Below are 22,166 nucleotides of genomic sequence, written 5' to 3'. Positions count from 1 at the left end.
AAGAATTTACCAAAGTTTTATATGCCAAGTATCAACTGTCCTTTAGCATTTACAAGAATGTTATTAAACATAACACCTAATTTTATGATTCCCCAAATTATCTCTTAAAGATAAATTTATTCAAATATCTTCCAGTGTGTTTCTTGTTTATAAAATAGACCTCTTTCGAAACTCGCTTATACTGAGGGGTTTGAAGGAAACACTTCACCTCGAACCGTAGCATACTTAAATGTACGTAAAGATTTGAGTACCGGATCTACGTACAAAATCATCAACAGAAGTAAAGTCACGATAGGTTTAATGATAATTCCCAACCACTCCACACTTAAACACAGCCCAAAAACTTTCTATTGTGTTGCTTCTCTTATCCTATGAATCATAAGCCAAACTGTTTTTTTGAGTAACTTTTATATCTCTTGAAAGTTACAGTGAAGATAAACTTTTTTATGTGTTGTTACTTGAAATATAGCAGTATATAACTCTTTTTTTAACTATTAAAACTTTAATCTAGATTTAGCCCAATCTCTATTAAAAACCTCTAAACCTGAATCTGTTAGTGGATGATCTAATAATTGTTTGATAATTTTACTAGACATTGTAGCAACATCAGCTCCGTACATAGCAGATTGATAAACATGGTTAGGGTTTCTTATAGATGCAGCCAGGATTTTTGTCTGATATTGATAATTATCATACATCTGTCTTATATCGCTTATTAAACTCATACCATTTTGACCTATATCATCAAGCCTACCTATAAAAGGTGATACATAATACGCTCCAGCTTTTGCGGCGATAAGAGCCTGATTAACAGAAAAGCATAACGTCATATTCACTTTTCTTCCTTTATCTGCAAAATATTGGCATACTTTAATACCATTCCATGTCATAGGTAATTTAATAACAATATTGCTGGATATTTCTAAAATTTTATTACCTTGGCTAATCATAGTATCGACATTATTGGCAACTACTTCTACACTAACATCAGAGCGTACTATCTTACATATCTTAACAATGGTTGATCCAAAATCATCTTTTGTTTTAGACATCAAAGAAGGATTAGTAGTTATACCATCAATTATACCCAATTGGTTAATCTCATCAATTTCTTTAATATCAGCACTATCTAAAAAAATTTGCATTTAATTTAACCTCAATAAAATTGAATCAAGCTCCTCTAAGCTACCATAGTGGAATATTAGTTTTCCACCAATTGGGTAGTCTTCAATAGTTACTTTTATGTTAAACCTTTCTGACAACGATTTAGCTAATAATTGTAGATCGTTCTCTTTACTACTTTCTTTTAAAAAACTTTTCCCTATACGTTTATCACGTTCTGGGGTTTTTGTATATTCATTTTTAGACCAATTTCTTACTATATCTTCAGTTTGTCGAACACTTAAATCATTCTCAATAATATGATTAGCTATTACCTCAGCCTGCTCATGATTAATTAAGCATCTTGCATGACCCATAGTTAAAAGTCTTTCATTTATTTTATCTTTGATAGATTGTGGTAATTGATTTAGTCTTAACAGATTAGCTACATGACTACGACTTTTACTAAGTTTTTCTGCTAGCTGCTCTTGTGTATAACCAAACTCTTTTATTAACCGCTCAAATCCTTCTGATTCTTCTATAACCGATAATTCCTCCCTTTGAATATTTTCAATTAGAGCTATTTCTATAATCTCTTTATCATTTAAATTTTTTATAATTGCAGGAATATCAGTAACCTTAGCTATCTTACAAGCACGCCAACGTCTCTCACCAGCTATAATTTTATATTTCCCATTGCTAATTGAACTAACAATAATTGGTTGTAACAAACCATTATTACTTATGGAATCGGATAATTCTTTTATTTTATCATACTCAAATTTTTTCCTTGGTTGATTATTCCTAGCTTCAATTTTATCGATATCTATAATTTTCACTAATTCATCTTTCTCTATAGTAAAAACCTCTTCTCCAAGCAAAGCTGACAACCCTTTACCTAAACCTTTATTTTTCATATATTTCTACCTAAAATCTCTTTAGTAAGTTCCATATAAGCAATAGAGCCAGCACATTTATGATCGTAAATAATTGCTGGCTGACCGTAAGATGGTGCCTCAGATAGTTTTATATTCCTTGGAATAACTGTCTTAAATACCAATCTTCCTAAGCATTTTCTAACATCCTCTTCCACTTGCTCAGTTAATAGATTGCGTTTATCATACATAGTAAATAAAATACCAGCAATTTTTATTTTTGGGTTTAGATTCTTCTCTATAATTTCAATTGTTTTTAGTAAATGACTTAACCCTTCTAATGAATAAAAATCGCACTGCATAGGAATTAACACATTATCACAAGCAACTAACGCATTGACTGTCAGCAGATTAAGAGATGGAGGGCAATCTATTATAACATAATCATAGTCATCGACTAAGTTATTTAATAAATCTGATAATAAATATTCTCGCTTTTTTATATTTAACAAATCCGACTCGGCACCAGACAAATTAGTATTAGCTGTAATTAATTGTAAATTTGGAATATTTGTTTGTATTATAGCTTCTTCAATAGGCTTTGAACCTGTTAATACCTGATAAATAGTAACTTTTCTATCTTGTTGACTTATACCAAAGCCAGTGCTACTATTTCCTTGAGGATCTAAATCTATTACTAAAATTTTTTTATCCATTACAGATAAAGCTGTCGATAAATTTACAGTAGTCGTAGTTTTAGCAACTCCACCTTTTTGATTAACTATCGCAACTATTTTTGTCATGTATATTACTAATTTCTAGAATTTTACTATTATTAGAAGTCTCACTATCATATACCGAATGACAAAAAGACCACCTCTTTTTGGCAATCTCAATTTCTTTTTGATACTGCTCACCTTTAAATAACAAATACTTATTTTTTACATTAATATGTTTGGTATAAACAAATATTTTCTCTAACTGAGCAAATGCCCTAGAAGTTAATATATCACAATCTAATTTAATATCTTCTATTCGTTGATTAACCACCTTTACTTTGTTACTAGAAATTTTAGAAGCTTGCAATAAAAAAATAGACTTTCTTATATCAGATTCCACTAAAGTAACATTCTGTATCCCTGCAATAGACAATACTATCCCTGGAAATCCACCACCCGAACCAACATCTACTAAATGGATATTTTGCTCATTTATGTATTTCATTAATTGCAAAGAATCTAAAATATGTCTTACCCAAAACTCATGTTCAGTATTACAAGAAACGAGATTAATAGTTTTATTCCATTTCAATGTTAACGATTGATATTTTTCAAGAGCATTTATTGTTTCACGTGAAATGTTACCATAGTTAAGCATTAATTTCTATGTCTTGTTTTCATATAAATTATAATTGCTATTAAAGCGGCTGGAGTAATACCGGATATTCTTCTAGCCGCACCAATAGTATCTGGTTTATGATGATGTAGTTTTTCTCGTACCTCTGTAGACAAACTTGGTATTTTAAAATAATCAATATCATCATCTAACAATTCCAACTCTTCTTCTTTAAATAATTGAATATCTGCATTCTGTCTAATCAAATAAGAGGAATACCTTGATTCGATATAAAGATAATGAAGAAGTTTTCTATTTAATGAAACAAGCTCTGGAAAGATTTCTATTGTTTTATCGACACCAAAATTTGGTAATCCTAATAAATCAAAGGCTGTTTTATGCGAACCATCCTGTGAGATAGACACACCTAGATTAGCTAACTTAGTGGTTGTTAAAGAAATAGTTTTTACAATATTTTCTGCCTTATGAATATCTTCACATTTTTTGTTAAAAATCTCTTTGCGTAAATCAGATACAATACCAAAATCTATAGCCATTTGAGTTAGTCTTAAATCTGCATTATCTGCCCTAACTGAAAGCCTATATTCAGATCTAGAAGTAAACATTCTATAAGGCTCTGCTGTACCAAGAGTAATTAAATCATCAATCATAACACCAATATAGGCATCTGCTCTAGTCAAAATAAAATTTGATTGACTTTTTAGTGATAAAGCTGCATTAATACCTGCTATGATTCCTTGCCCCGCCGCTTCTTCATAACCAGTAGTGCCATTAATTTGACCAGCAAAGTATAACCCCTCAACTTTTTTTGTTTCTAACGTTGCTTTTAATTCTCTAGGATCAACATAATCATATTCTATTGCATAGGCTGGTCTTAACATTGTAGCCTTCTTAAGACCAGGAATTGTCTTTAGTAATGCTAGTTGTATATCTTCAGGTAATGATGTAGATATACCATTTGGGTATATAGTATGGTCATCCAAACCTTCAGGTTCTAAAAATATTTGATGACTTGCTTTAGAAAACCTAGTAACCTTGTCCTCAATAGATGGGCAATATCTTGGTCCTATGCCCTCGATTTGTCCAGAATACATAGCTGATTTATCTAAATTATTTCTAATAATTTCATGAGTTTGTTCAGTTGTTCTAGTAACGAAACAATTTATTTGCTTTACCTTAATAGAATCTGTAAGTTCAGAGAAAGGGCGTGGTACGGCATCTCCAGCCTGCACTTCTACTTCGTTATAATCAATTGTTCTCCCATCTATTCTTGGAGGTGTACCAGTTTTTAACCTACCAAGAGAAAAACCTAGATCTTTTAATGTGTTAGATAAGCCGTATGATGGTCTTTCACCCACTCTACCAGATGGGATTTTTTTAGGTCCTATATGAATGAGTCCAGATAAAAACGTACCTGTAGTCAACACAGTTTTTTGACATTCAATTCTCGTACCATCGTCTAAAATCAATGCTTTTACTTTAGAGTCTTGGATTTCAATATTTTCTACAGATGCATATAAAATTGTCAAATTTGGGTGATTTATCAAAGCATTATACATAGCTTTTTTATAAAGTTTTCTATCAGCTTGAGCTCTTGGTCCCCAAACTGCTGGCCCTTTACTTTCATTAAGCATCTTATAATGTATACCAGCTTGATCTATAATTTTACCCATAAGCCCATCAAGTGCATCTACCTCTTTCACTAGAGTACCTTTTGCCACTCCACCTATTGCAGGATTACAAGACATTTCACCAAGATTATCTAGCTTTAGAGTGATTAAAAGAGTATCTACACCACGACGTGCAGAAGCGGAAGCTGCCTCACAACCAGCATGACCACCACCAATAACTACAACGCTATATTTCATAAGACTTAAGTTATTCTACAATTTCTTTTTTAGTAAAGAATAATTTCACTTCTCTTTCTGCACTTTCTAAACTATCAGAACCATGGATACTATTAGCCTCAATATTCTCTGCAAAATCTTTTCGAATTGTGCCTAGTTCAGCATCATTTGGGTTAGTAGCCCCCATTATTCTACGATTTTTTAAAACAGCATTTTCCCCTTTAAGTACCTGCAAGACGACTGGACCAGAAATGATATATTCCACTAAACTATTAAAAAATGCCTTTGACCTATGTTCTGCATAGAAATTTTCTGCTTGATCTTTAGTTAAAATAGTCATTCTTTGAGCTACTATTTTTAGTCCAGTATTTTCTAAGTAAGAAATAATTTTACCAATTAGGTTTCTTTTCGTAGCATCTGGCTTAATCATTGAAAATGTATATTCTTGAGTCACAGTAAACCTTTATTAATTTATTGTTAATATTTATATAAATTTATATATTTTTGGCAAGCAAATTCTGATAGCACGGTTAAAGTAGTACTTTATGCAATTTTTCTAGAACTATAATTCCAAGTTAAGGAAAAAAGTATTGCCCCCAAGAAAGCAGAAAAGATAAAAAATAAGAAAACACCATTCCAACCTAAATTATCAGAAATCCAACCAACACATACCCCAGCCAATGCAGCACCAAGATAACCAAATAGACCTGAAAGACCGTTAGCTGTACCAACTGCTTGTTTATTAGTAAAATCTGCTGTAGCAACACCTATTAATACTTGCGGCCCAGATACAAAGAAACCAGCCAAAGCAAGAATAATCATGCTAAATATTTCATACTCGTTTGGTATTTGCCAAAATAAAATAAGAGTAAAAGCCAAAACAAACATAAATACTGAACCAACTGGCCCACGTCGTCCTTGAAATAGCTTGTCTGACATCCATCCAGCAACAACACCACCAATTAAACCTAAGATGTCATAAGAAGCAACTTGTAGACCAGCTTGAGCAATAGTAACGTTTTTTAGTTCACGTAAAAATACGGGTGCCCAAAAAATTACACCTGACCGTACAATATAAACAAACATATTAGCAAAACACACATACCACACTAGCCTATTACAAAATACAATTTTTATTAGTTGACTCGTTAATAAATTATCACCATCGCTTCCAAGAGATATATCACATTCTTTATACTCTTCCACTATGGGTAAATTAACCTCATTGGGAGAATTACGTAATCTATTAAATAAAAATAACGATATTAATAATGCCATTATTCCAGGAATTATAAATGCTACTTCCCAACCATAAACGTCTATTAAATAGCCACACACTATCATAGTAGTTGCTCCACCAATTTGATTAGAAGTAGCCCCCAAAGACCATTTCATTCCTAATTCCTTAGAAGCGTACCAATAAGTCAACATACGTGTTGCAGGCGGCCAGCCCATGGATTGAAACCAATTATTCAGAATCCATAAAAGACCCAGTGAGGTTATACTAGAAGCACAACCCGATAACAATGTTATGATGCCTACAAGGGCAAGACCAACCACCATAAATATACGAGCGTTTGATCTATCACTAAAGAATCCATTACACAACTTTCCTACACCATAAACTATAGAAGAGGCTGTTAAAATCCAGCCAAGTTGAGTTTTTGTTACCTCAAAATGATCCATTAAAGCAGGCATTGCAATATTAAAATTCTGACGACAAAATATGAATGTTGAATAACCAATAATTATTGAATATAAAATTCTAATACGCCAGCTATTATACTTTCTAGCATAAGGAGGTCTTTCTTTGAATGTGGTACTTACCATCGTTTCCTCAGGTTATTACTTGCAAATATTTGAAGAGAGTATATATGCTTGTCAGGGAAAATACCACAAGCTATTATGTATTTTGTATCTAAAGCTTATTTTTTATCAAATGTACTTGAGATTTATTGCGAACTAGGTTAACCTCCTATAGAATCTAAGATAATAAAATTAATTCTAAATGACAATTATGACAAAATTATTAAGATTTTCTATGTTTTTTGTTATACTCTTGCAGTTATTATCATGCACTCCTGGTCCTCCTTACGAGATTAAAAGCCCTTGTGTGTCTATTGAATCAACAGATTCTTCTAGTACTGGCAACCCATGTGTTCGTAGACCGGTAAATTTAACTAGAGATATTGCCTAAACCCCCTTTCGGGATAAGAATTGACAAATTCTTATCCCGAATTCGCGTCTAAAGATTTGCTTTTATAATAATGTACAGAATCAGTAGATTTTATAATTACCTAATAGATTATATCTTACCAGCAAGATGTTTGTCTTGTGCTGAAATGACTGCCACTAAAGAGGATTTTTGTCTAAATTGTTGGAAGAAACTTGATTTTATTACAAAACCTTACTGCAATATTTGTGGTTGTAGATTAGATATATCAATTTTAGATAATATGTGTTGTGCAAAATGCTTTCAACATAAACCTTGCTATGACATGTCTCGTAGCTTAATTAAATTTAATGAGCATAGCAAAGAAATAATTCATGCCTTTAAATATCAAGATAAAACTATTTTCTCCAAAACTTTCAGCAAATTACTTTATAGACAATACCACAGCGAATTTCAAGATATTGACCTGATTATTCCAGTTCCAATGAATAGGTTCAAAAGATTGTTTAGAATGTATAATCCTGCTTTGATTATGGCTCAAGAAATCAGCAAACTACTAAAAAAACCGGTAAGTCCTGACGTATTAATTAAGTCAAGATGGACCAAATCCCAAACTTTTTTATCTAAAAAAGAACGAGAAAAAAACTTATCAAATAGCCTTATATTCAATAAAAAATATCAAATTATAGACCAAAAAATATTATTAGTAGATGATGTATTGACCACTGGCACTACCATTAACAAATGTGCTAAAATATTAAAGGATTCCGGGGCTAAGAGTGTTTACGTTATGACAATTGCCATGACATAAATGGCAGGAAGATGTCATCCCCGCGTGTAGGCGGGAATGACATCTTTTTCGTTCTACTTAAAAATTCACTTTAACCTTCAAACTACCTTGGTGACCAATATATTTGCTGGCAATGTTAGCATTATAGGCAACGCCACATTCCATCATATTATATTTCGCAGTTAAGCCAGTACCAACAGTGAAGGAGGTCTTAGCAGGTTTAACTAATCTAGTCGGTAATGGTTCATTTATCCCATCTAACCTTGCATCAATAATTGGTGCTTTTCCTTTGAAGTCATGATTAACGTAACCATGCAATTCTGGTATTAACAGTACTTCGTTAACCTTCAGGGTTATCGCAGTTCTTAACCCCAAAATACCTTCAAGTTTATTGTACGACCTTTTCTTAACAGCTAGGTTTTGGAATTTTGTACCAGTTTCCGTATAGCCAGAATCCTTAAATTGCAAATATCTGAGTCCAATTGTTGGGGTAATCATTAACTTTTCAGAAGCTTGATAATTATACCCTGCAAGTAATTGACCACTATAAGAAATAGATTTATACTTAGCAGCAGCAGTCTCTAGAGCAGTAACAGTTTTCACCTTCGTTGCGATCAGGCGTCCTTCTGAGTTCTTAACCCTAGTTATGCCATATGATGCTATAGCTTCAGTAAACCAATTATTTGGAAAATCATATAAACTATATAAAGAGAAGATATTAGTCTTGCCGTTAGTTTTATCACCAACCTTCTGATCTTGATGAGACATTTGTGTGTTAATTCGGCTATAAGCTGCACCAAGTAGCAGATTATCATTTACTAAGCCATCAAATCCAACTATTCCACCAGCTGATTTCGATTTATAACCACTAACTCCTTTATACGTTTCTTGGCAAGCAGTACCATAGAATGGACTACCCCATACTCCATACATTACCTGATCATCATCACCAGACCCTATAGCTGATGCAGGATTATGCATTCTCATAGACTGTCTTGAAGCAATTTGGATAGCAGTTTGAGATATCAACGTTCCCATTATTGCAGATGTTTTTGCAAGACTCTCTCCTATTGGATGTTCATTACCAGGCAATAGTTTCTCAATCGCTTGAAGGGCATGCTTTCTATCCATTAAACCTATATTGCTCCTGAACTTACCAGCAGAACTATTACGATCTGTTACATTATTCAATTGTGTATAAAACTCCCGATCTTCCTGTGGTAGGGATTTATCAGCAATTTCTTTAGCTATAACTTCCTTAGAAATATCAGTTATATACAGTTTTAGCTCACTAGAATCCATGGACCACTGTACAAAACGGTTTTGTTCACCAGTTGGGTCAAATTTAATTTTACTGTTATCAATTGCAACAAGACCCTTACCATCAACTGACGAAATCACAACATACTGAACACCCTTAGGAATTTTGTTAAGATCAGTCTGAGCCTTCACTTTTATCATCAGCTCATCTGCTTTCGATAAATCCAATTTACTACCTGTCTGAACCTCTATATTACCACCTGCTCCATTTGATGTATCGTAGGCAGTAACTAGTTCTATCTTTCCTGTCAGCTGTGCCTGACCAGTATATTGTAATTTATTAGCTGCAAGATCTACTGTGAAATCTTTAGCTGCTAAATTACCAGTTATAGAGGCTGTTTTAGGTAATATAATTATCTTAGCTTTATCTGCTTTAATATTAGCAAACCTAATATTTTGTTCTAATATTACAAACTTATCTGCAGCAAAACTTGCTTCTGTTCCTTCAGCAGTTTGTTTAAACCAAACATTATCGGCAAACGTTACCTTACCACCATTAATTTTAGCATCAATCAGTACTGCATTATTAAATTTTGCAATACCTGCATTTTTTATTTCATCCGAAACAATTTGTGTACTATAGGCAAAACTTTTCAATAATCTTGATAGGCTAGACCCATCTACAGTGAAGTTTGGCACAGATATAGTTCTGTTTTTAGTACCAGCAAAAGTTGCAGTCTTATCTTTAGCAATTGTTATTTGCTTAGAATAAACATCACCTTTTACCGTAGCATTTTTATAAAAGGTTACAGCAGACAATTTTAATTTATCTGTTCCAAGGTCATAAGCAAAGCTTTTATCCGAGTCGAAAACTACTTTACCAGTATTATTAGTTTCAGTTGATACATCGGAATAGACAGCACTCCTAATAGTAATTTTATGATCACCCAGTAATTTAATAGATTTTAACCTGTTATTCTCTGACCCAATATCTTGCACGCCAGTGGTAAAATCTGCAGCTAATTCAAGAGTATGAACATTATTACCATCAACCCTAATACCACCTACAATACTTGGTCCCCCTAAAGTTAAAGTTGTCGACTGTGTCTTATTAGAGAAGCTAATATTATTCGCCGAAACTGCTTTGGTAATCTTTACATCTGCTCCCGCTATTTCTAGAGTATCTACTGGATTTTCAGCACCTATTGTACTATTAATAGTCATAGAATTGGTATTGCTAAATTTAACCGTACCTTGGTCTTTTGCCTTTCCCTTAATATTACCAGTCGTCACAATATCAGCAAACTCAGCAATTGCCTTATCATATATTATGATGTTCTGACTATTACCAGTTTGAACTTTGTTGCCAAATTTGGTAGTAGCTTCGACTTCTATAGTACCAACAGGATTTGTTGCCGTTCCAACTACACCACTAATGCCACTAACGCCACTATTGCCTTTGAATATTAAACCAACTGCAGTTCCTCCTGTTGAGTTAATAGAACCTGTTAAATTAAAGTTATCAGTAAAAATTAAATTACTAGTACCATTACCTTGAATTTCAGTAATAGTATGATTGCCACCTGCTAATTGTACATCACCTGCCCCAACTTTTAACATCTTTAAGTTAGTAATCGAACCTGTTACTCTACCCTCTCCTAGGAATGCTAATGTTCCCTTAGCATTACCAGTACCAGTACTAGTTACACTACCAGTGATGTTCTTAGTATGTGCCAAACTAACTGTACCATCATTATTTTGGAAATCTACATTACCTGTAATATTACCATTAGCGGTAAGTACAGTATTAATAGCAAATAAAATATTGCTATTAACCGCACCCAATGTTAGTTCATTTACATTTAATTCTATATTTTTGCTATGAATGGTAATCTGCTGAGTGTTAAATTTACCAGCACCAGAAAAAATTACCTTTTTTAGGTTATTACCACCAGTACCTAAAGATAAGCCTACTCCAGCAATCGTCAATGTTTTTCCATCTACAACAGAATGAAGCTTAACTATACCCTTACCATCAGCACCTACACCTGGATCTAGATCGTGTAGCAAAGTTATAGTTCTATCTGCAGCAGCATCACTATTCCGTAAGACTAACTGAGAATCTGCATGGTTAAAAGTAATCTGATCAGCCTTAGTAGCATTTAAATCAAAACCACCGTGTTTTGCATCAAGTATATAAGTTGCTGGGACACCAACTTCCCCAATACGAATATCTTCAATCTTTGCCGAGGTAGCACTATTATCGGTAAATTCCGCCCCCTTAACAAGGAGCAATCTATCTGCACGACTGATGTCAAGCCCATTAGCACCTCCTGCAATGGTAACTTTACCACCAACACTCAAACCAGTTAGATTATTACCTGTACCAAGCTTAGCTCCTCCTCCTGCTGCAGATTCTAGAGTTAAAATTGCATTATTACTGTCCATCCACACGAAACCACCTACTCCACCAGCAAATCCTGCTAAATCATTGTGAAAAATTATGGTGCGATTATTATTTTCTGTATATAAGGACAATGCTGATGCTGCATTGCCGAAAATAATAGTTTGATTACCACCACCACCACCAACATCATCAAGAAGATGAACATCATCAGCTGAGGCATCTATTAATAGAGTCTGATGACCCCCAGCAGCACCTATATTTATGGTCTTAATCTTTCCAATGTCTTTATTTGTAGCTTGGAGGTTAGTACGAACATTTAAAGTACCCTGATGACCATTTACTATTGTTGAGTCGAAAGTATAAGGTTCACCAGCAGCAGCACCGTTGAATATCAGCATTCCAGCATTAGCAGCATCAAAAGTAACTTTTCCTTTAAAATGACCACCAATTGTTACAGGGCGAGCACCAACAAAGTTAAGATCATCAGTATAGACACTTCCTCTTAATGCAGTAGCAGTGTTGATATTAATTTGGGCAAGTCTCGCACCATCAGTACCAATATCCCCAGTTACCGTACCAACTGCTGCGAAAGTTAATGTTCCCTTACCATTTATAGCCGTAGTGATAGCACCATTGATTGTTTTACCACCCCCAACATTAAGTACAGAATTTGCATCGGTAAGATTAGTGTTCTTAGCCCAAACATGACCATCTAAAGTAACCGCTCCATTACCTATGTTTATAGTTGCTAAAGACTTCTTACTCAGAAGAACATCAGCAGCACCAATATTTCCAGTTACTCTACCAATTCCTTCGAAGGTTAATGTACCATTAGCATTATCAGGATCAACCTTAGTATTCAATATATCACCAGTGATTGTCTTATTGTCTGCTAGCTTAAGTACAGAATTTGCATGGGCAAGATTAGTGTTCTTAGCCCAAACATTATCGCTTAAAGTAACTGCTTTATCACCGATATTTACGGTTAGTAAAGAAGCACCATCAGCACCAATCGTCCCAACTCCACCACCTGTTATAAAGGTTAATACGCCCTGCTCATGTATACCAGCCAAGACATTGCCGACAGTTATATCCCCATCATCATCAGAATTAACTATAAGAGTTGAGGCTGCACCCCGAAGCGTTACATTACCCAAGCCGTAGGTATTGACTGCTGCAATGAAGCCATGATCAGCCGCAGTAGCTGCAGTACCAGTTAAAGTTAGTGTTTGACCAGCTGTTATAGTTGGAGATAAGTTACCACCAACTATAGAACCGATTGACATATCTGCATCAACCGTAAGCCTACCATTTTTACCATTTAGGTTGATAGCGGTAATAATGGCATTTGCTCTGTCAGCAGTAAGTGTGAAAGCATCACCATAGGTAAATGCGTCGCCATTCGGAGGTGAAGGAGCAGGAGCAAGTGGATCCATAGCCCCACCCACCTGATCAATCTGATGCCATTTCGCATCACCTACAACATTATTCAACGTCGCATTATCTGTCATCAAAGCACCATTCGGAGCTTGCACTCCAGCCCCCAATGCCACACTACTACTGCCTAGGCTAGCTACAACCGAGGCAATTGCACTACTAGCCAGTAAATATTTAAAGAATTTTTGTTTTTTTGCCATCATTTTACCATTTTATAATTAAAAAAAATAATTCACTTCTAGATTCCTACCATCCACTATGTCACCCCTCCCTCTCTTATGATGTCACCCCTATCCACCACAATGTCAACCCCTGCGTAGGCAGGGGTCTAAAAAAGTCTCACAAACCCTCTCGGTCTATTTTTTTAGATCCCTGCCTACGCAGGAATGACATACACCCTAGCAAGGACATAAACCTTTCGCAGGAATGACATAAAACCTCGCAAGAATGACATTTAGACAACCTCTTTATACAAATCTACCCAATTCGGGTTGTGTTCTTCAATCAGCCGTATTTTCCACTGACGCTTCCAACTTTTTAAGCACTTCTCCCTATAAATAGCTTCGTTAATATTAGTAAATTCTTCTGCATAAACAAGTTTGCCCACCTTGTATTTTGAAGTAAAACTAACAAAAGCGTAAGTCTTGTGTTCATAAACTCTGCGTACTATATTATTAGTTATACCAATATACAACACTCCATTTTTTTTGGAACAAAGAATATAAACCCAATAGCTTTTCATAACTTTCCCCTCTCGGTTTATTTTTCTAGATTCCTGCCTACGCAGGAATGACATAAAAGCCACAATGTCACCCCTATCCACCATGATGTCACCCCTGCGTAGGCAGGGGTCTAAAAAACTTAACACAACCTTCTTGGTCTATTTTTCTAGATCCCTGCCTACGCAGGGATGACATAGACCCTCGCAAGGACATAAACCTCTCGCAGGAATGACAAACCCTACGCAGAGATAACAACTACTACAACTATCAGGCATTCTAACACATAAGTTTATATCACATAGTTACTAATCATGTCAACAAATACAAGGACATAATAATGATTAAAAACTGTATTATTATAAATTATAGACTATCTTTTTATTCATAGCATTATCAATTTAATTACGAATTGCTATTGACTAAAATAGTTGCTGGTAATATAATGCCGACTTAATTTGTTTAAATTTTAGTTAGGATATTTTTCATGTTCGCAATCGTCAAATCAGGCGGGAAACAGTATAAAGTCGGCAGAAACAGTGTCATCAAAGTAGAAAAAATTGACGGTGAAAGAGGTGCAAAAATCCAATTTGACCAAATATTGATGATTGGTGAAGATTCAAAGCCATCTTTTATAGGTACGCCAATGGTTAAAGGAGCTCTTGTTACTGCTGAAATTACTAACCAGTTTAAAGATAATAAGGTTATTGTCTTTAAGAAAAAACGTCGTCAGAATTATCGTCGCAAGACTGGTCATAGACAGGAATTGACCGAACTGAAAATATTAGACATTACTAAACTATAATAGGATTTATTTAAGGATATATAGATGGCAACTAAAAAAGCTGGTGGTAGTTCTAGAAACGGCAGAGACTCAGCCGGTCGTAGGTTGGGTCTCAAAAAATATGATGGACAATATGTGATACCAGGTAACATTATTGTTAGACAACGTGGCACTAAATTTTACCCAGGTAAAAATGTTGGACTTGGTAGAGATCATACGTTATTTGCCTTGGTTGCAGGCAAAGTAGAATTTTCTAGTAAGAGAAACCATAAAATAGTCAATATTGTGTAGGTTTATGTCATTCCTGCGTAGGCAGGAATCTAGAAAAATAAATCAAGAAGGTTTGTTAGACTTTTTTAGACCCCTGCCTACGCAAGGGTGACATCGTAAGAGAGGCAGGAGTAACATTGTAGGGCTTCATGTCATCCCTGCGAGGGTTTATGTCATTCCTGCGAAAGCAGGAATCTAGAAAAATAAATCAAGAAGGTTTGTTAGACTTTTTTAGACCCCTGCCTACGCAGGGGTGACATCGTAAGATCGTATTTGGATTCCCGCCTACGCGGGCAATGACATACTAGTAATCTACGCAGAGATGACATTGAAGCCACAGGAATGACATCGAAAATTACGCTTTCAGATTTATGTCAATAATAGTTCAAAAATTTGGTGGAACTTCCGTTGCTAACATTGCAAGAATAAAAGAAATTATTCCAATTATTAAGCTTGAAAAGCAGCATGGCAATCAAGTAATAATTGTCGTCTCGGCTATGGCCGGGGTTACCAACCAGCTAGTTACTCTATGTAATGAAGTTTCTAGCCTTAAGACTAATTCAGAACTCGCAGAATATGATGCCGCTCTTTGTAGCGGGGAGATGGTAACAGCATCCTTACTAGCCCTTAAACTACAAGAGCAAGGCATGAATGCAAGATCTGTGCTGGCATGGCAATTACCGATCTTAACCAATGATAATTATAGCAAAGCTTTGGTTGAACAACTCTCTACTAGTTTATTAATAGAATGTATTAAGCAAAACATCATCCCAATAGTTGCTGGATTCCAAGGTGTTACCAATAATAATAGGTTGACAACGCTTGGTCGAGGAGGATCAGATACTACCGCCTCTTTAATTGCAGCTGCTATGAAAGCTGATAGATGTGATATATACACTGATGTGGAAGGAGTGTTTACTGCCGATCCTCGAATTGTCCCGGGAGCAACAAAATTATCACAGATTAGTTTCGAAGAAATGCTGGAATTTACATCTTGTGGGGCTAAAGTGCTGCATCCACGTTCCTTAGAGGTTGCTATTAGATATAATGTACCCATACGCGTTTTATCATCGTTTTTACTTCCATTATACCACGAAAAAAACGGTACACTAATAACATCTAGAGATAAAATTATGGAAAATAGGCAAATTACTGGTATTACTTCCAACAAAAATTTATTACAACTAGTGGTATCCTCCCAATTGAGTTTTTCTAAGATATGCAACCTCATCGCTGACCATAATATTCACCTAGAATTAATGGAAAATATTGAGGCAAATATACAATATAGTTTCATTATCCAACTATCTGATAAAAATAAATTACAACATTTACTAGATGATCTAAAAAATACTAATCAAATAAATAATTTTATCATTGATAGTCAAATTTCTATAGTATCAATTATTGGTTATGGTATTAAAAATGATCAAACCCTACTTGGTATGGTATTAAATGAACTAGAAAAAGAAAATATATCAGTGAGAAAGATACAAATCTCAGAAATTAAAATTTCTATCCTAATAAAAGACCTAGATACCGAAAAAACAATACGTTGCTTGCATCAATTATTTGAATTATCAGAAAATTAAGCAGAATTATGTCTAAAAGAAAAAAATTTGTAGAACTTTTTGTAACTTTTTTCTATATAGGTAGAATAAAATACTGTCCTGGTACATTTGGGTCTTTAGCTGCTTTCCCTTTGTGTTACTTGATCGTATATCTTTCTATAACTAATCAACTAATTTTTTCATTTACTAATTTCACAACTTTACAAGCACAATTTATTACTCTCTTTATTATTACTCTTTTGATTTGCCTGTTGTTATTTATATTAGGCACATACTTCTCTTCAATATACATACAATATGGTACACAGGACGATCCAAAAGAAGTGGTGATTGATGAGGTAGTTGGTCAAATGCTAACAATAATACTAAGTTGTTTTTCTGTGGTTTTCGTAAACTACTCAGGACTTACAAAATATTTAAGTTCACAACTAATAAATTTTATCTTTTTATTTGCTTTGCCCTTAGTGTTGTTTAGATTTTTTGATATAATAAAACCATGGCCAATAAATTGGCTCGATGCTAATATCAAAGGGGGTATTGGTATTATGGTAGATGACATTGCAGCAGCAATCTTTGCTTCAGTCATGCATTATGCTATCACTTTTACTTTAATAAATTGGTTTGGCTAAATAATATTTTAATTAGGCTGTTCTAGGTTTGGAAACTTATGATCTTGACATAATAGGAGTTTAGGGATATATTATACTCTTTCTAAAAATTTCACCATTTTCAACTTTAAAATGCTATCTAGGATTCAAGTATACTCGGATGATCCTACGAATTGAAAATGAATTAGGGACGCACGCAGCGTACTTTGGTACGTGAATCCAATAATATCTCAAAAAGCAATTCTTTAAGCAGAAGAGTATATAATGCACCCGTAGCTCAATTGGATAGAGTATATGACTACGGATCATAGGGTTAGGGGTTCGACTCCTCTCGGGTGCGCCATTCTCCGATTTCAGTGCATTTTACGAATAATCAACTAATATGATAGTCAAACTCTCTGATACTAACTTACATCACAAAAAAACTAACATTGTTAAAGATCATAATAAATTGCCTAAAATGAGAACAGGTACTGATGACTTTAAAACATTGTTGTTAAACAGTGATGTATTTGTTGATAAAAGTCTAATGATCAAAGAGTTGCTAGAGGATAGTGGAGAAGTGATCCTAATTACTCGACCAAGACGCTGGGGTAAGAGCCTGAATATGGATATGCTCCGGAAATTCTTTGAAATTGAAGTAGATGAAAAAGGCAAGCCTTTACCACTAGAACAAAAGATAAATAACAAACTATTCCTTGGAGGTACAGTAGATTTAGGTATTAAAGGTGAAAGGACTCTAAAACCTTTAAAGATTAATAGTAATGAATACGCTATGGTTCAACAAGGTAATTATCCGGTTATTTCTATAAATTTCAAGGATGTTAAGGGCAGCAGTTACCAAGAAATTGAAAGCGGTATACGGAATCAGGTTATACAACTATTTGCGAATCATTATTATTTAAAACATTACCTAACTCAAGACATAGGACTGTTAGATAGTGTACAAAAAGCAAAATTAGAACGATATTTTACAGAAGAGCTGACTAAAGAAGATTTAAAGTATAGTTTAAGGTTTTTAAGTGAAATACTTTACAAACATTTTAACCAAAAAGTTTATATATTAATCGATGAATATGATACACCAATTAACAGTTCATACATTGAATTTGGCGATAAATCAAAAGAGTTTGATGATGTACTAAAGATATTCCGCGGAATATTTGGCAGCGGCTTAAAGAGCAACCCTTATGTAGAAAAAGGAGTAATAACTGGCATCTTGCGTATTGCTAAAGCTAATTTATTTTCCGATTTGAATAATGTTAGTGAATATACCTTACTTGATAAAAATTTTGCTAAGTTTTATGGCTTCACCCAAGCAGAAGTTGATGAGCTATTAACCGTCGTCCCAACCAAAACTAATCCCGAAGAAATTAAAAACTGGTATAATGGTTACACCTTTGGTGGAGAGATCATCTACAACCCATGGTCAATTATGCAATGTCTTGCACGTGAGGGCGAGCTTGATCACTATTGGCTAGATAGTGGTGGGACTAACATTATCGATAAAGTTTTTGTATCAGATGAAATACAAGAAGATCTAACTAAACTATTAGAGGGAGAAGGTATAGTAAAGAAATTATATAAACAAATTTCTTTAACAGAAATTGAAGATAATCAAAATATATTTTATAGCTTATTATTATTCACTGGTTATCTGAATGCAAATCTCGCTAATGATAATAAAGAAGACCCTAGATATTGTTTCACCATACCTAATAAGGAAGTACGCAACATCTATGTAGAAAGGGTTATAAAATGGCTCACTAAAAAATTAACCATAAAAATGAATGAGTATGATAATTTTATTAACTTATTGATTAATGAACAAATAGATAAGTTTGGAGAAAGATTACAAGAGTATTTGTTAAGATCAACTAGTTATCATGATTTAACGGAGGAAAAGGATTACCATAATTTAATAGGAGGGTTGCTTGCTCCCCTAGTCAGTCAATATATGATAGAATCAAATAAGGAAACTGGATATGGTAGATGTGATCATATATTAATCCCTATAGCTGGACTTAGAGATAACGCACTGATCATTGAATATAAAATAGCTAAACCTACTGAAAATTTAGAATCCATTGCAAAAACAGGCTTAAAGCAAATTATAGATAAACAATATGATACTACGATAGGAGAACACAAACATGTCAAGAAGATTGTAAAAATCTCTATGGTCTTCTGTGGCAAAAAAGTAGTACTAGAATACCAAATTGATTAAGAAAAATATTGTATACATAAATTCTTTACCCCTATAACCAAAATTCACTCTTTAAAATGGTTATTTGGGGCTAACTATAAAAGCCCTGTTAAGGGCAGAGCTTTGTTATAATTAGCCTGAATTCGATGTAACAAGTTACATCGAATTCAGGCTAATTAAGTATTTTATATTCTTGTAATAATTTATAACAAGTAATTAACGTAATAATTATAGTAGTACACATGACAATTGCTAATGGTAGAAAAGTACCATGATGAAAATAACTAACTAATTGTACACATATTGCAGTAACAATAAATCTTCCTGACATTGCTACGGCAGTAATTCTACCCTTAGCATTTGGTATAGTTTCTAACATTAAGGGCCATAAAATATTACAAGGAAATATTATTCCAATAGCAATTAATTGGATCACTATAGTTATTATTAATGGATCATTAATCTTGTATATTACTAAGATTATAGCAGAAATAATAAATGCACTAAGCATTAAAATACCAAAAAATAAACATTTTTTTTGTCCAAATCTTTTCAAAAAATAACTACTAGAAAAATTGCCAATACAACATATTGCCGCCATAACCCCTTGATAAAAACCAAATTGTTGAATAGGTACTCCTAGGTCTCGCATATAGTAGATAGGAGAAATAGCAATAAAAACCCAATAACTCTGCAAAATAAAAATTGCAATTATTAAATAATAGATAGTCTTCTTTGATTTAAAAATTACATTATATTCTCTTAGTGATATTTTAACATTATAGTTTACTTGACTTTTAGGAATGAATAATATTCCAAGTAAAAAACAAATTAATCCCAGTGCTAACAATATAGAAAAATTACCTCTCCAACCAAGCAAAAAACTTACATAACTTCCTATTACTGGAGCAAAAGCCATCCCCAAGGTAATGGCTCCATTAAGAATCCCCAACATTTGTTGTTGTTGTTCAGCGGAATAGATATCAGCAATTACTACATAACCTAATACTGCTATTCCAGCAATACCGATGCCTTGTAATAATCTACCTAATAGCAATACATAATAATCCATTGCAAACGCACAAGATATGCTACCAATCACAAATATTATTAAACCTATAATAATAATTGCTTTTCTACCAAATCTATCCCCTAAATTTCCAACAATTAAGGAAGTGATACAGTGTCCTATAAAGTTTATTCCAAGTAATAACTCTACTTCAAAAGTAGAAATATTAAAGATAGTTTGTATTTCTGGAAAACTAGGAACAAATAAATCTATCTCAGCTCCCACTAAAATTTCCATAATTAAAATAGTAATAAATAAATACATAAAAATAATCTTTGTAAAATTCAGAAACAACTTGTTAATTAAGAGATATGTAACTCGATAATCAAGTTTTTATTGAGTTATATAATTCAGGACAGTTTAAAAGTCATAAAAAGAAGTCGAGAAGATGTCATTCCCGCGTAGGCGGGAATCTAAAAATACAAAAACACCTTAGACGTAAAGGTTTTTGAGATCCCCGCCGTAGCTCGGATGACATAAACTATCATGAATTGTATGCAGGGCGATTTAAAAGTCGCAACTTTAAGTTGTCATAACCTTAAATAGTTTGTGTCTATAATTATTAAAATTTTCTCTGGTTTCAGTAATTTTGTTTGAAAATAAAGTTATTACAGAAATAGTTATTGTCCGGAGTAATGACATTACCAAGGGAGCCTTTCCTATACTTATAGTTGACTTATCTTCCCCAAAAACTGTATCTTTGACCCAATTTAAATTATTCTCACATGACCAATGATTCTTATTGAACTTTAGCAAGCTCTTTGGATTAAACTCGCTTCCGAGACTTGTTATCATAAACACATTCTCTTGTTCATAGCTATTAGTTTTATTTTTCTTATCTCGCTCTCGGCTAATTTTACATATTTGTTTGATGTGCCGAAAGCCGTTCAGATATTCAAATGGCATATCAATTACCTCAATTTTTCTTCTCTCTATTCTCCCATGTTGTAAATCGGTATTTTCTTCAAAACTCCTGACTTCTTGCCCTTTTTCTGCTATTTCATCAAAAACTTTGCTGCTATAATAATGCAAATTAGGTTCATTACTTTTCAGAGTAAAAGCAAATTCTCCTTCTTGTTTAACAACTTCTTCACATATATCTTCATGACAAAATGATGCATCTGCTGTCACAATTTTTCCCTTAATATCGTATTCTGATAAAAACTCTAGCATAGAACCATACTCGTTTTTATTTTCTATTTCTATAAAGCCAGTAATAGCTTTAAGCTGGCTACTAAACCCAGTCAAAATTTGCCTTTGCTCTTCTTTCCCATGGCTATTGCTACCACACAGGGTTTTTCCATCAATATGAATAACATCATAACCTATGTTCTTAACTTGGCATATATATTGGATTAGTTCTAATATCACTTCCCTTAAACTCTCTGGAGAAATTTTACGGATAATTAGTGTTAAATTACTATAGCAAAGTGCTTTATTCCTATTAAAACCTAACATTACCAATTCTTTTGGGCTAAAACTTTTAGCAAATCTAGAAATAGATTTTAAATTATTTCTATTACTTAATAAACCTACTACTATAAGTTTTATAACACTCGCTGCACTATATCTCTTACCACGAGCTTTTCTAAAATCTTTGACTTTTTCTAGAGATAAAGATATACTCATAATGCTCCGTTATTTATAGTTGAAAAATCTTTAACGGAGTACTTATACTATTATCATCTATTAT

At 33.6% G+C, this 22,166-nt stretch carries 18 protein-coding genes and 1 tRNA gene; 8 read left to right on the top strand and 11 right to left on the bottom strand.

Features of this window, described 5'->3' with window-relative positions:
• Positions 1-494: 494 nt before the first annotated feature.
• The 7 genes from fsa to AAGD29_RS06515 form a co-directional block, all read right to left on the bottom strand.
• Positions 495-1,145 (bottom strand): fructose-6-phosphate aldolase, encoded by a 651-nt coding sequence (gene fsa, locus AAGD29_RS06545; RefSeq protein WP_341757538.1) that lies wholly within the window; start codon positions 1,143-1,145, stop codon positions 495-497.
• Positions 1,146-2,018: a ParB/RepB/Spo0J family partition protein gene (locus AAGD29_RS06540; protein WP_341757537.1), complete on the bottom strand. Its 873-nt coding sequence runs from the start codon at positions 2,016-2,018 to the stop codon at positions 1,146-1,148.
• Complete coding sequence (locus AAGD29_RS06535; RefSeq protein WP_341757536.1) at positions 2,015-2,779, bottom strand: ParA family protein; 765 nt, start codon at positions 2,777-2,779, stop codon at positions 2,015-2,017. Before AAGD29_RS06535 ends, AAGD29_RS06540 begins: the two co-directional genes overlap by 4 nt.
• A complete protein-coding gene (gene rsmG, locus AAGD29_RS06530) occupies positions 2,754-3,353 on the bottom strand; it encodes a 16S rRNA (guanine(527)-N(7))-methyltransferase RsmG (protein ID WP_341753750.1) in 600 nt (199 codons plus the stop codon). Before rsmG ends, AAGD29_RS06535 begins: the two co-directional genes overlap by 26 nt.
• Entirely contained in the window at positions 3,353-5,200 is a 1,848-nt protein-coding gene (mnmG, locus tag AAGD29_RS06525) for a tRNA uridine-5-carboxymethylaminomethyl(34) synthesis enzyme MnmG (protein WP_341757535.1), read from the bottom strand. The genes rsmG and mnmG overlap by 1 nt, the downstream gene beginning before the upstream one ends.
• A gap of 10 nt (positions 5,201-5,210) precedes the next feature.
• The gene (gene ndk / locus AAGD29_RS06520; RefSeq protein WP_341757534.1) at positions 5,211-5,633 is read right to left on the bottom strand and encodes a nucleoside-diphosphate kinase; all 423 of its coding nucleotides are present in this window, start codon (positions 5,631-5,633) and stop codon (positions 5,211-5,213) included.
• 89 nt (positions 5,634-5,722) lie between these two features.
• Entirely contained in the window at positions 5,723-7,009 is a 1,287-nt protein-coding gene (locus AAGD29_RS06515) for an MFS transporter (protein WP_341757533.1), read from the bottom strand.
• Between the two features lie 187 nt (positions 7,010-7,196).
• Here AAGD29_RS06515 and AAGD29_RS06510 point away from each other — a divergent pair, with 187 nt between their 5' ends.
• On the top strand, positions 7,197-7,376 hold the full coding sequence (locus tag AAGD29_RS06510; RefSeq protein WP_341753754.1) for a DUF2706 domain-containing protein: 180 nt from the start codon (positions 7,197-7,199) through the stop codon (positions 7,374-7,376).
• A gap of 70 nt (positions 7,377-7,446) precedes the next feature.
• Positions 7,447-8,163: a ComF family protein gene (locus AAGD29_RS06505; RefSeq protein ID WP_410521138.1), complete on the top strand. Its 717-nt coding sequence runs from the start codon at positions 7,447-7,449 to the stop codon at positions 8,161-8,163.
• 57 nt (positions 8,164-8,220) lie between these two features.
• Here AAGD29_RS06505 and AAGD29_RS06500 read toward each other — a convergent pair whose 3' ends face one another.
• Positions 8,221-13,449 (bottom strand): autotransporter domain-containing protein, encoded by a 5,229-nt coding sequence (locus AAGD29_RS06500; RefSeq protein ID WP_341757531.1) that lies wholly within the window; start codon positions 13,447-13,449, stop codon positions 8,221-8,223.
• Between the two features lie 251 nt (positions 13,450-13,700).
• Positions 13,701-13,988, bottom strand: a complete 288-nt coding sequence (locus AAGD29_RS06495) for a GIY-YIG nuclease family protein (RefSeq protein WP_341758769.1) — start codon at positions 13,986-13,988, stop codon at positions 13,701-13,703.
• Positions 13,989-14,452: 464 nt separating this feature from the next.
• On the opposite strand from AAGD29_RS06495, the gene rplU reads away from it, so the two are divergent.
• The 6 genes from rplU (at position 14,453) to AAGD29_RS06465 (ending at position 19,425) form a co-directional block, all read left to right on the top strand.
• Positions 14,453-14,770, top strand: a complete 318-nt coding sequence (rplU, locus tag AAGD29_RS06490; protein WP_341753929.1) for a 50S ribosomal protein L21 — start codon at positions 14,453-14,455, stop codon at positions 14,768-14,770.
• Positions 14,771-14,794: 24 nt separating this feature from the next.
• Positions 14,795-15,040: a 50S ribosomal protein L27 gene (rpmA, locus tag AAGD29_RS06485; protein ID WP_341757530.1), complete on the top strand. Its 246-nt coding sequence runs from the start codon at positions 14,795-14,797 to the stop codon at positions 15,038-15,040.
• Between the two features lie 350 nt (positions 15,041-15,390).
• Complete coding sequence (locus AAGD29_RS06480) at positions 15,391-16,611, top strand: aspartate kinase (RefSeq protein ID WP_341757529.1); 1,221 nt, start codon at positions 15,391-15,393, stop codon at positions 16,609-16,611.
• Between the two features lie 8 nt (positions 16,612-16,619).
• Positions 16,620-17,219, top strand: coding sequence for a phosphatidylglycerophosphatase A (locus tag AAGD29_RS06475; RefSeq protein ID WP_341757528.1), 600 nt, complete (start codon positions 16,620-16,622; stop codon positions 17,217-17,219).
• 245 nt (positions 17,220-17,464) lie between these two features.
• Positions 17,465-17,541 (top strand) — tRNA-Arg (locus tag AAGD29_RS06470).
• Between the two features lie 39 nt (positions 17,542-17,580).
• Positions 17,581-19,425, top strand: coding sequence for an AAA family ATPase (locus tag AAGD29_RS06465; RefSeq protein WP_341757527.1), 1,845 nt, complete (start codon positions 17,581-17,583; stop codon positions 19,423-19,425).
• A 151-nt stretch (positions 19,426-19,576) separates the two neighbouring features.
• Here AAGD29_RS06465 and AAGD29_RS06460 read toward each other — a convergent pair whose 3' ends face one another.
• Positions 19,577-20,737: an MFS transporter gene (locus AAGD29_RS06460; protein WP_341757526.1), complete on the bottom strand. Its 1,161-nt coding sequence runs from the start codon at positions 20,735-20,737 to the stop codon at positions 19,577-19,579.
• Between the two features lie 258 nt (positions 20,738-20,995).
• Complete coding sequence (locus tag AAGD29_RS06455; protein WP_341757404.1) at positions 20,996-22,102, bottom strand: ISAs1 family transposase; 1,107 nt, start codon at positions 22,100-22,102, stop codon at positions 20,996-20,998.
• Between the last annotated feature and the right edge of the window lie 64 nt (positions 22,103-22,166).

The sequence above is a fragment of the Candidatus Tisiphia endosymbiont of Ditula angustiorana genome, from assembly GCF_964026425.1.
GTDB lineage: Bacteria > Pseudomonadota > Alphaproteobacteria > Rickettsiales > Rickettsiaceae > Tisiphia.
Note: the sequence above shows the minus strand (reverse complement) of the source record. Positions and strands in the feature narration are given on the sequence as shown.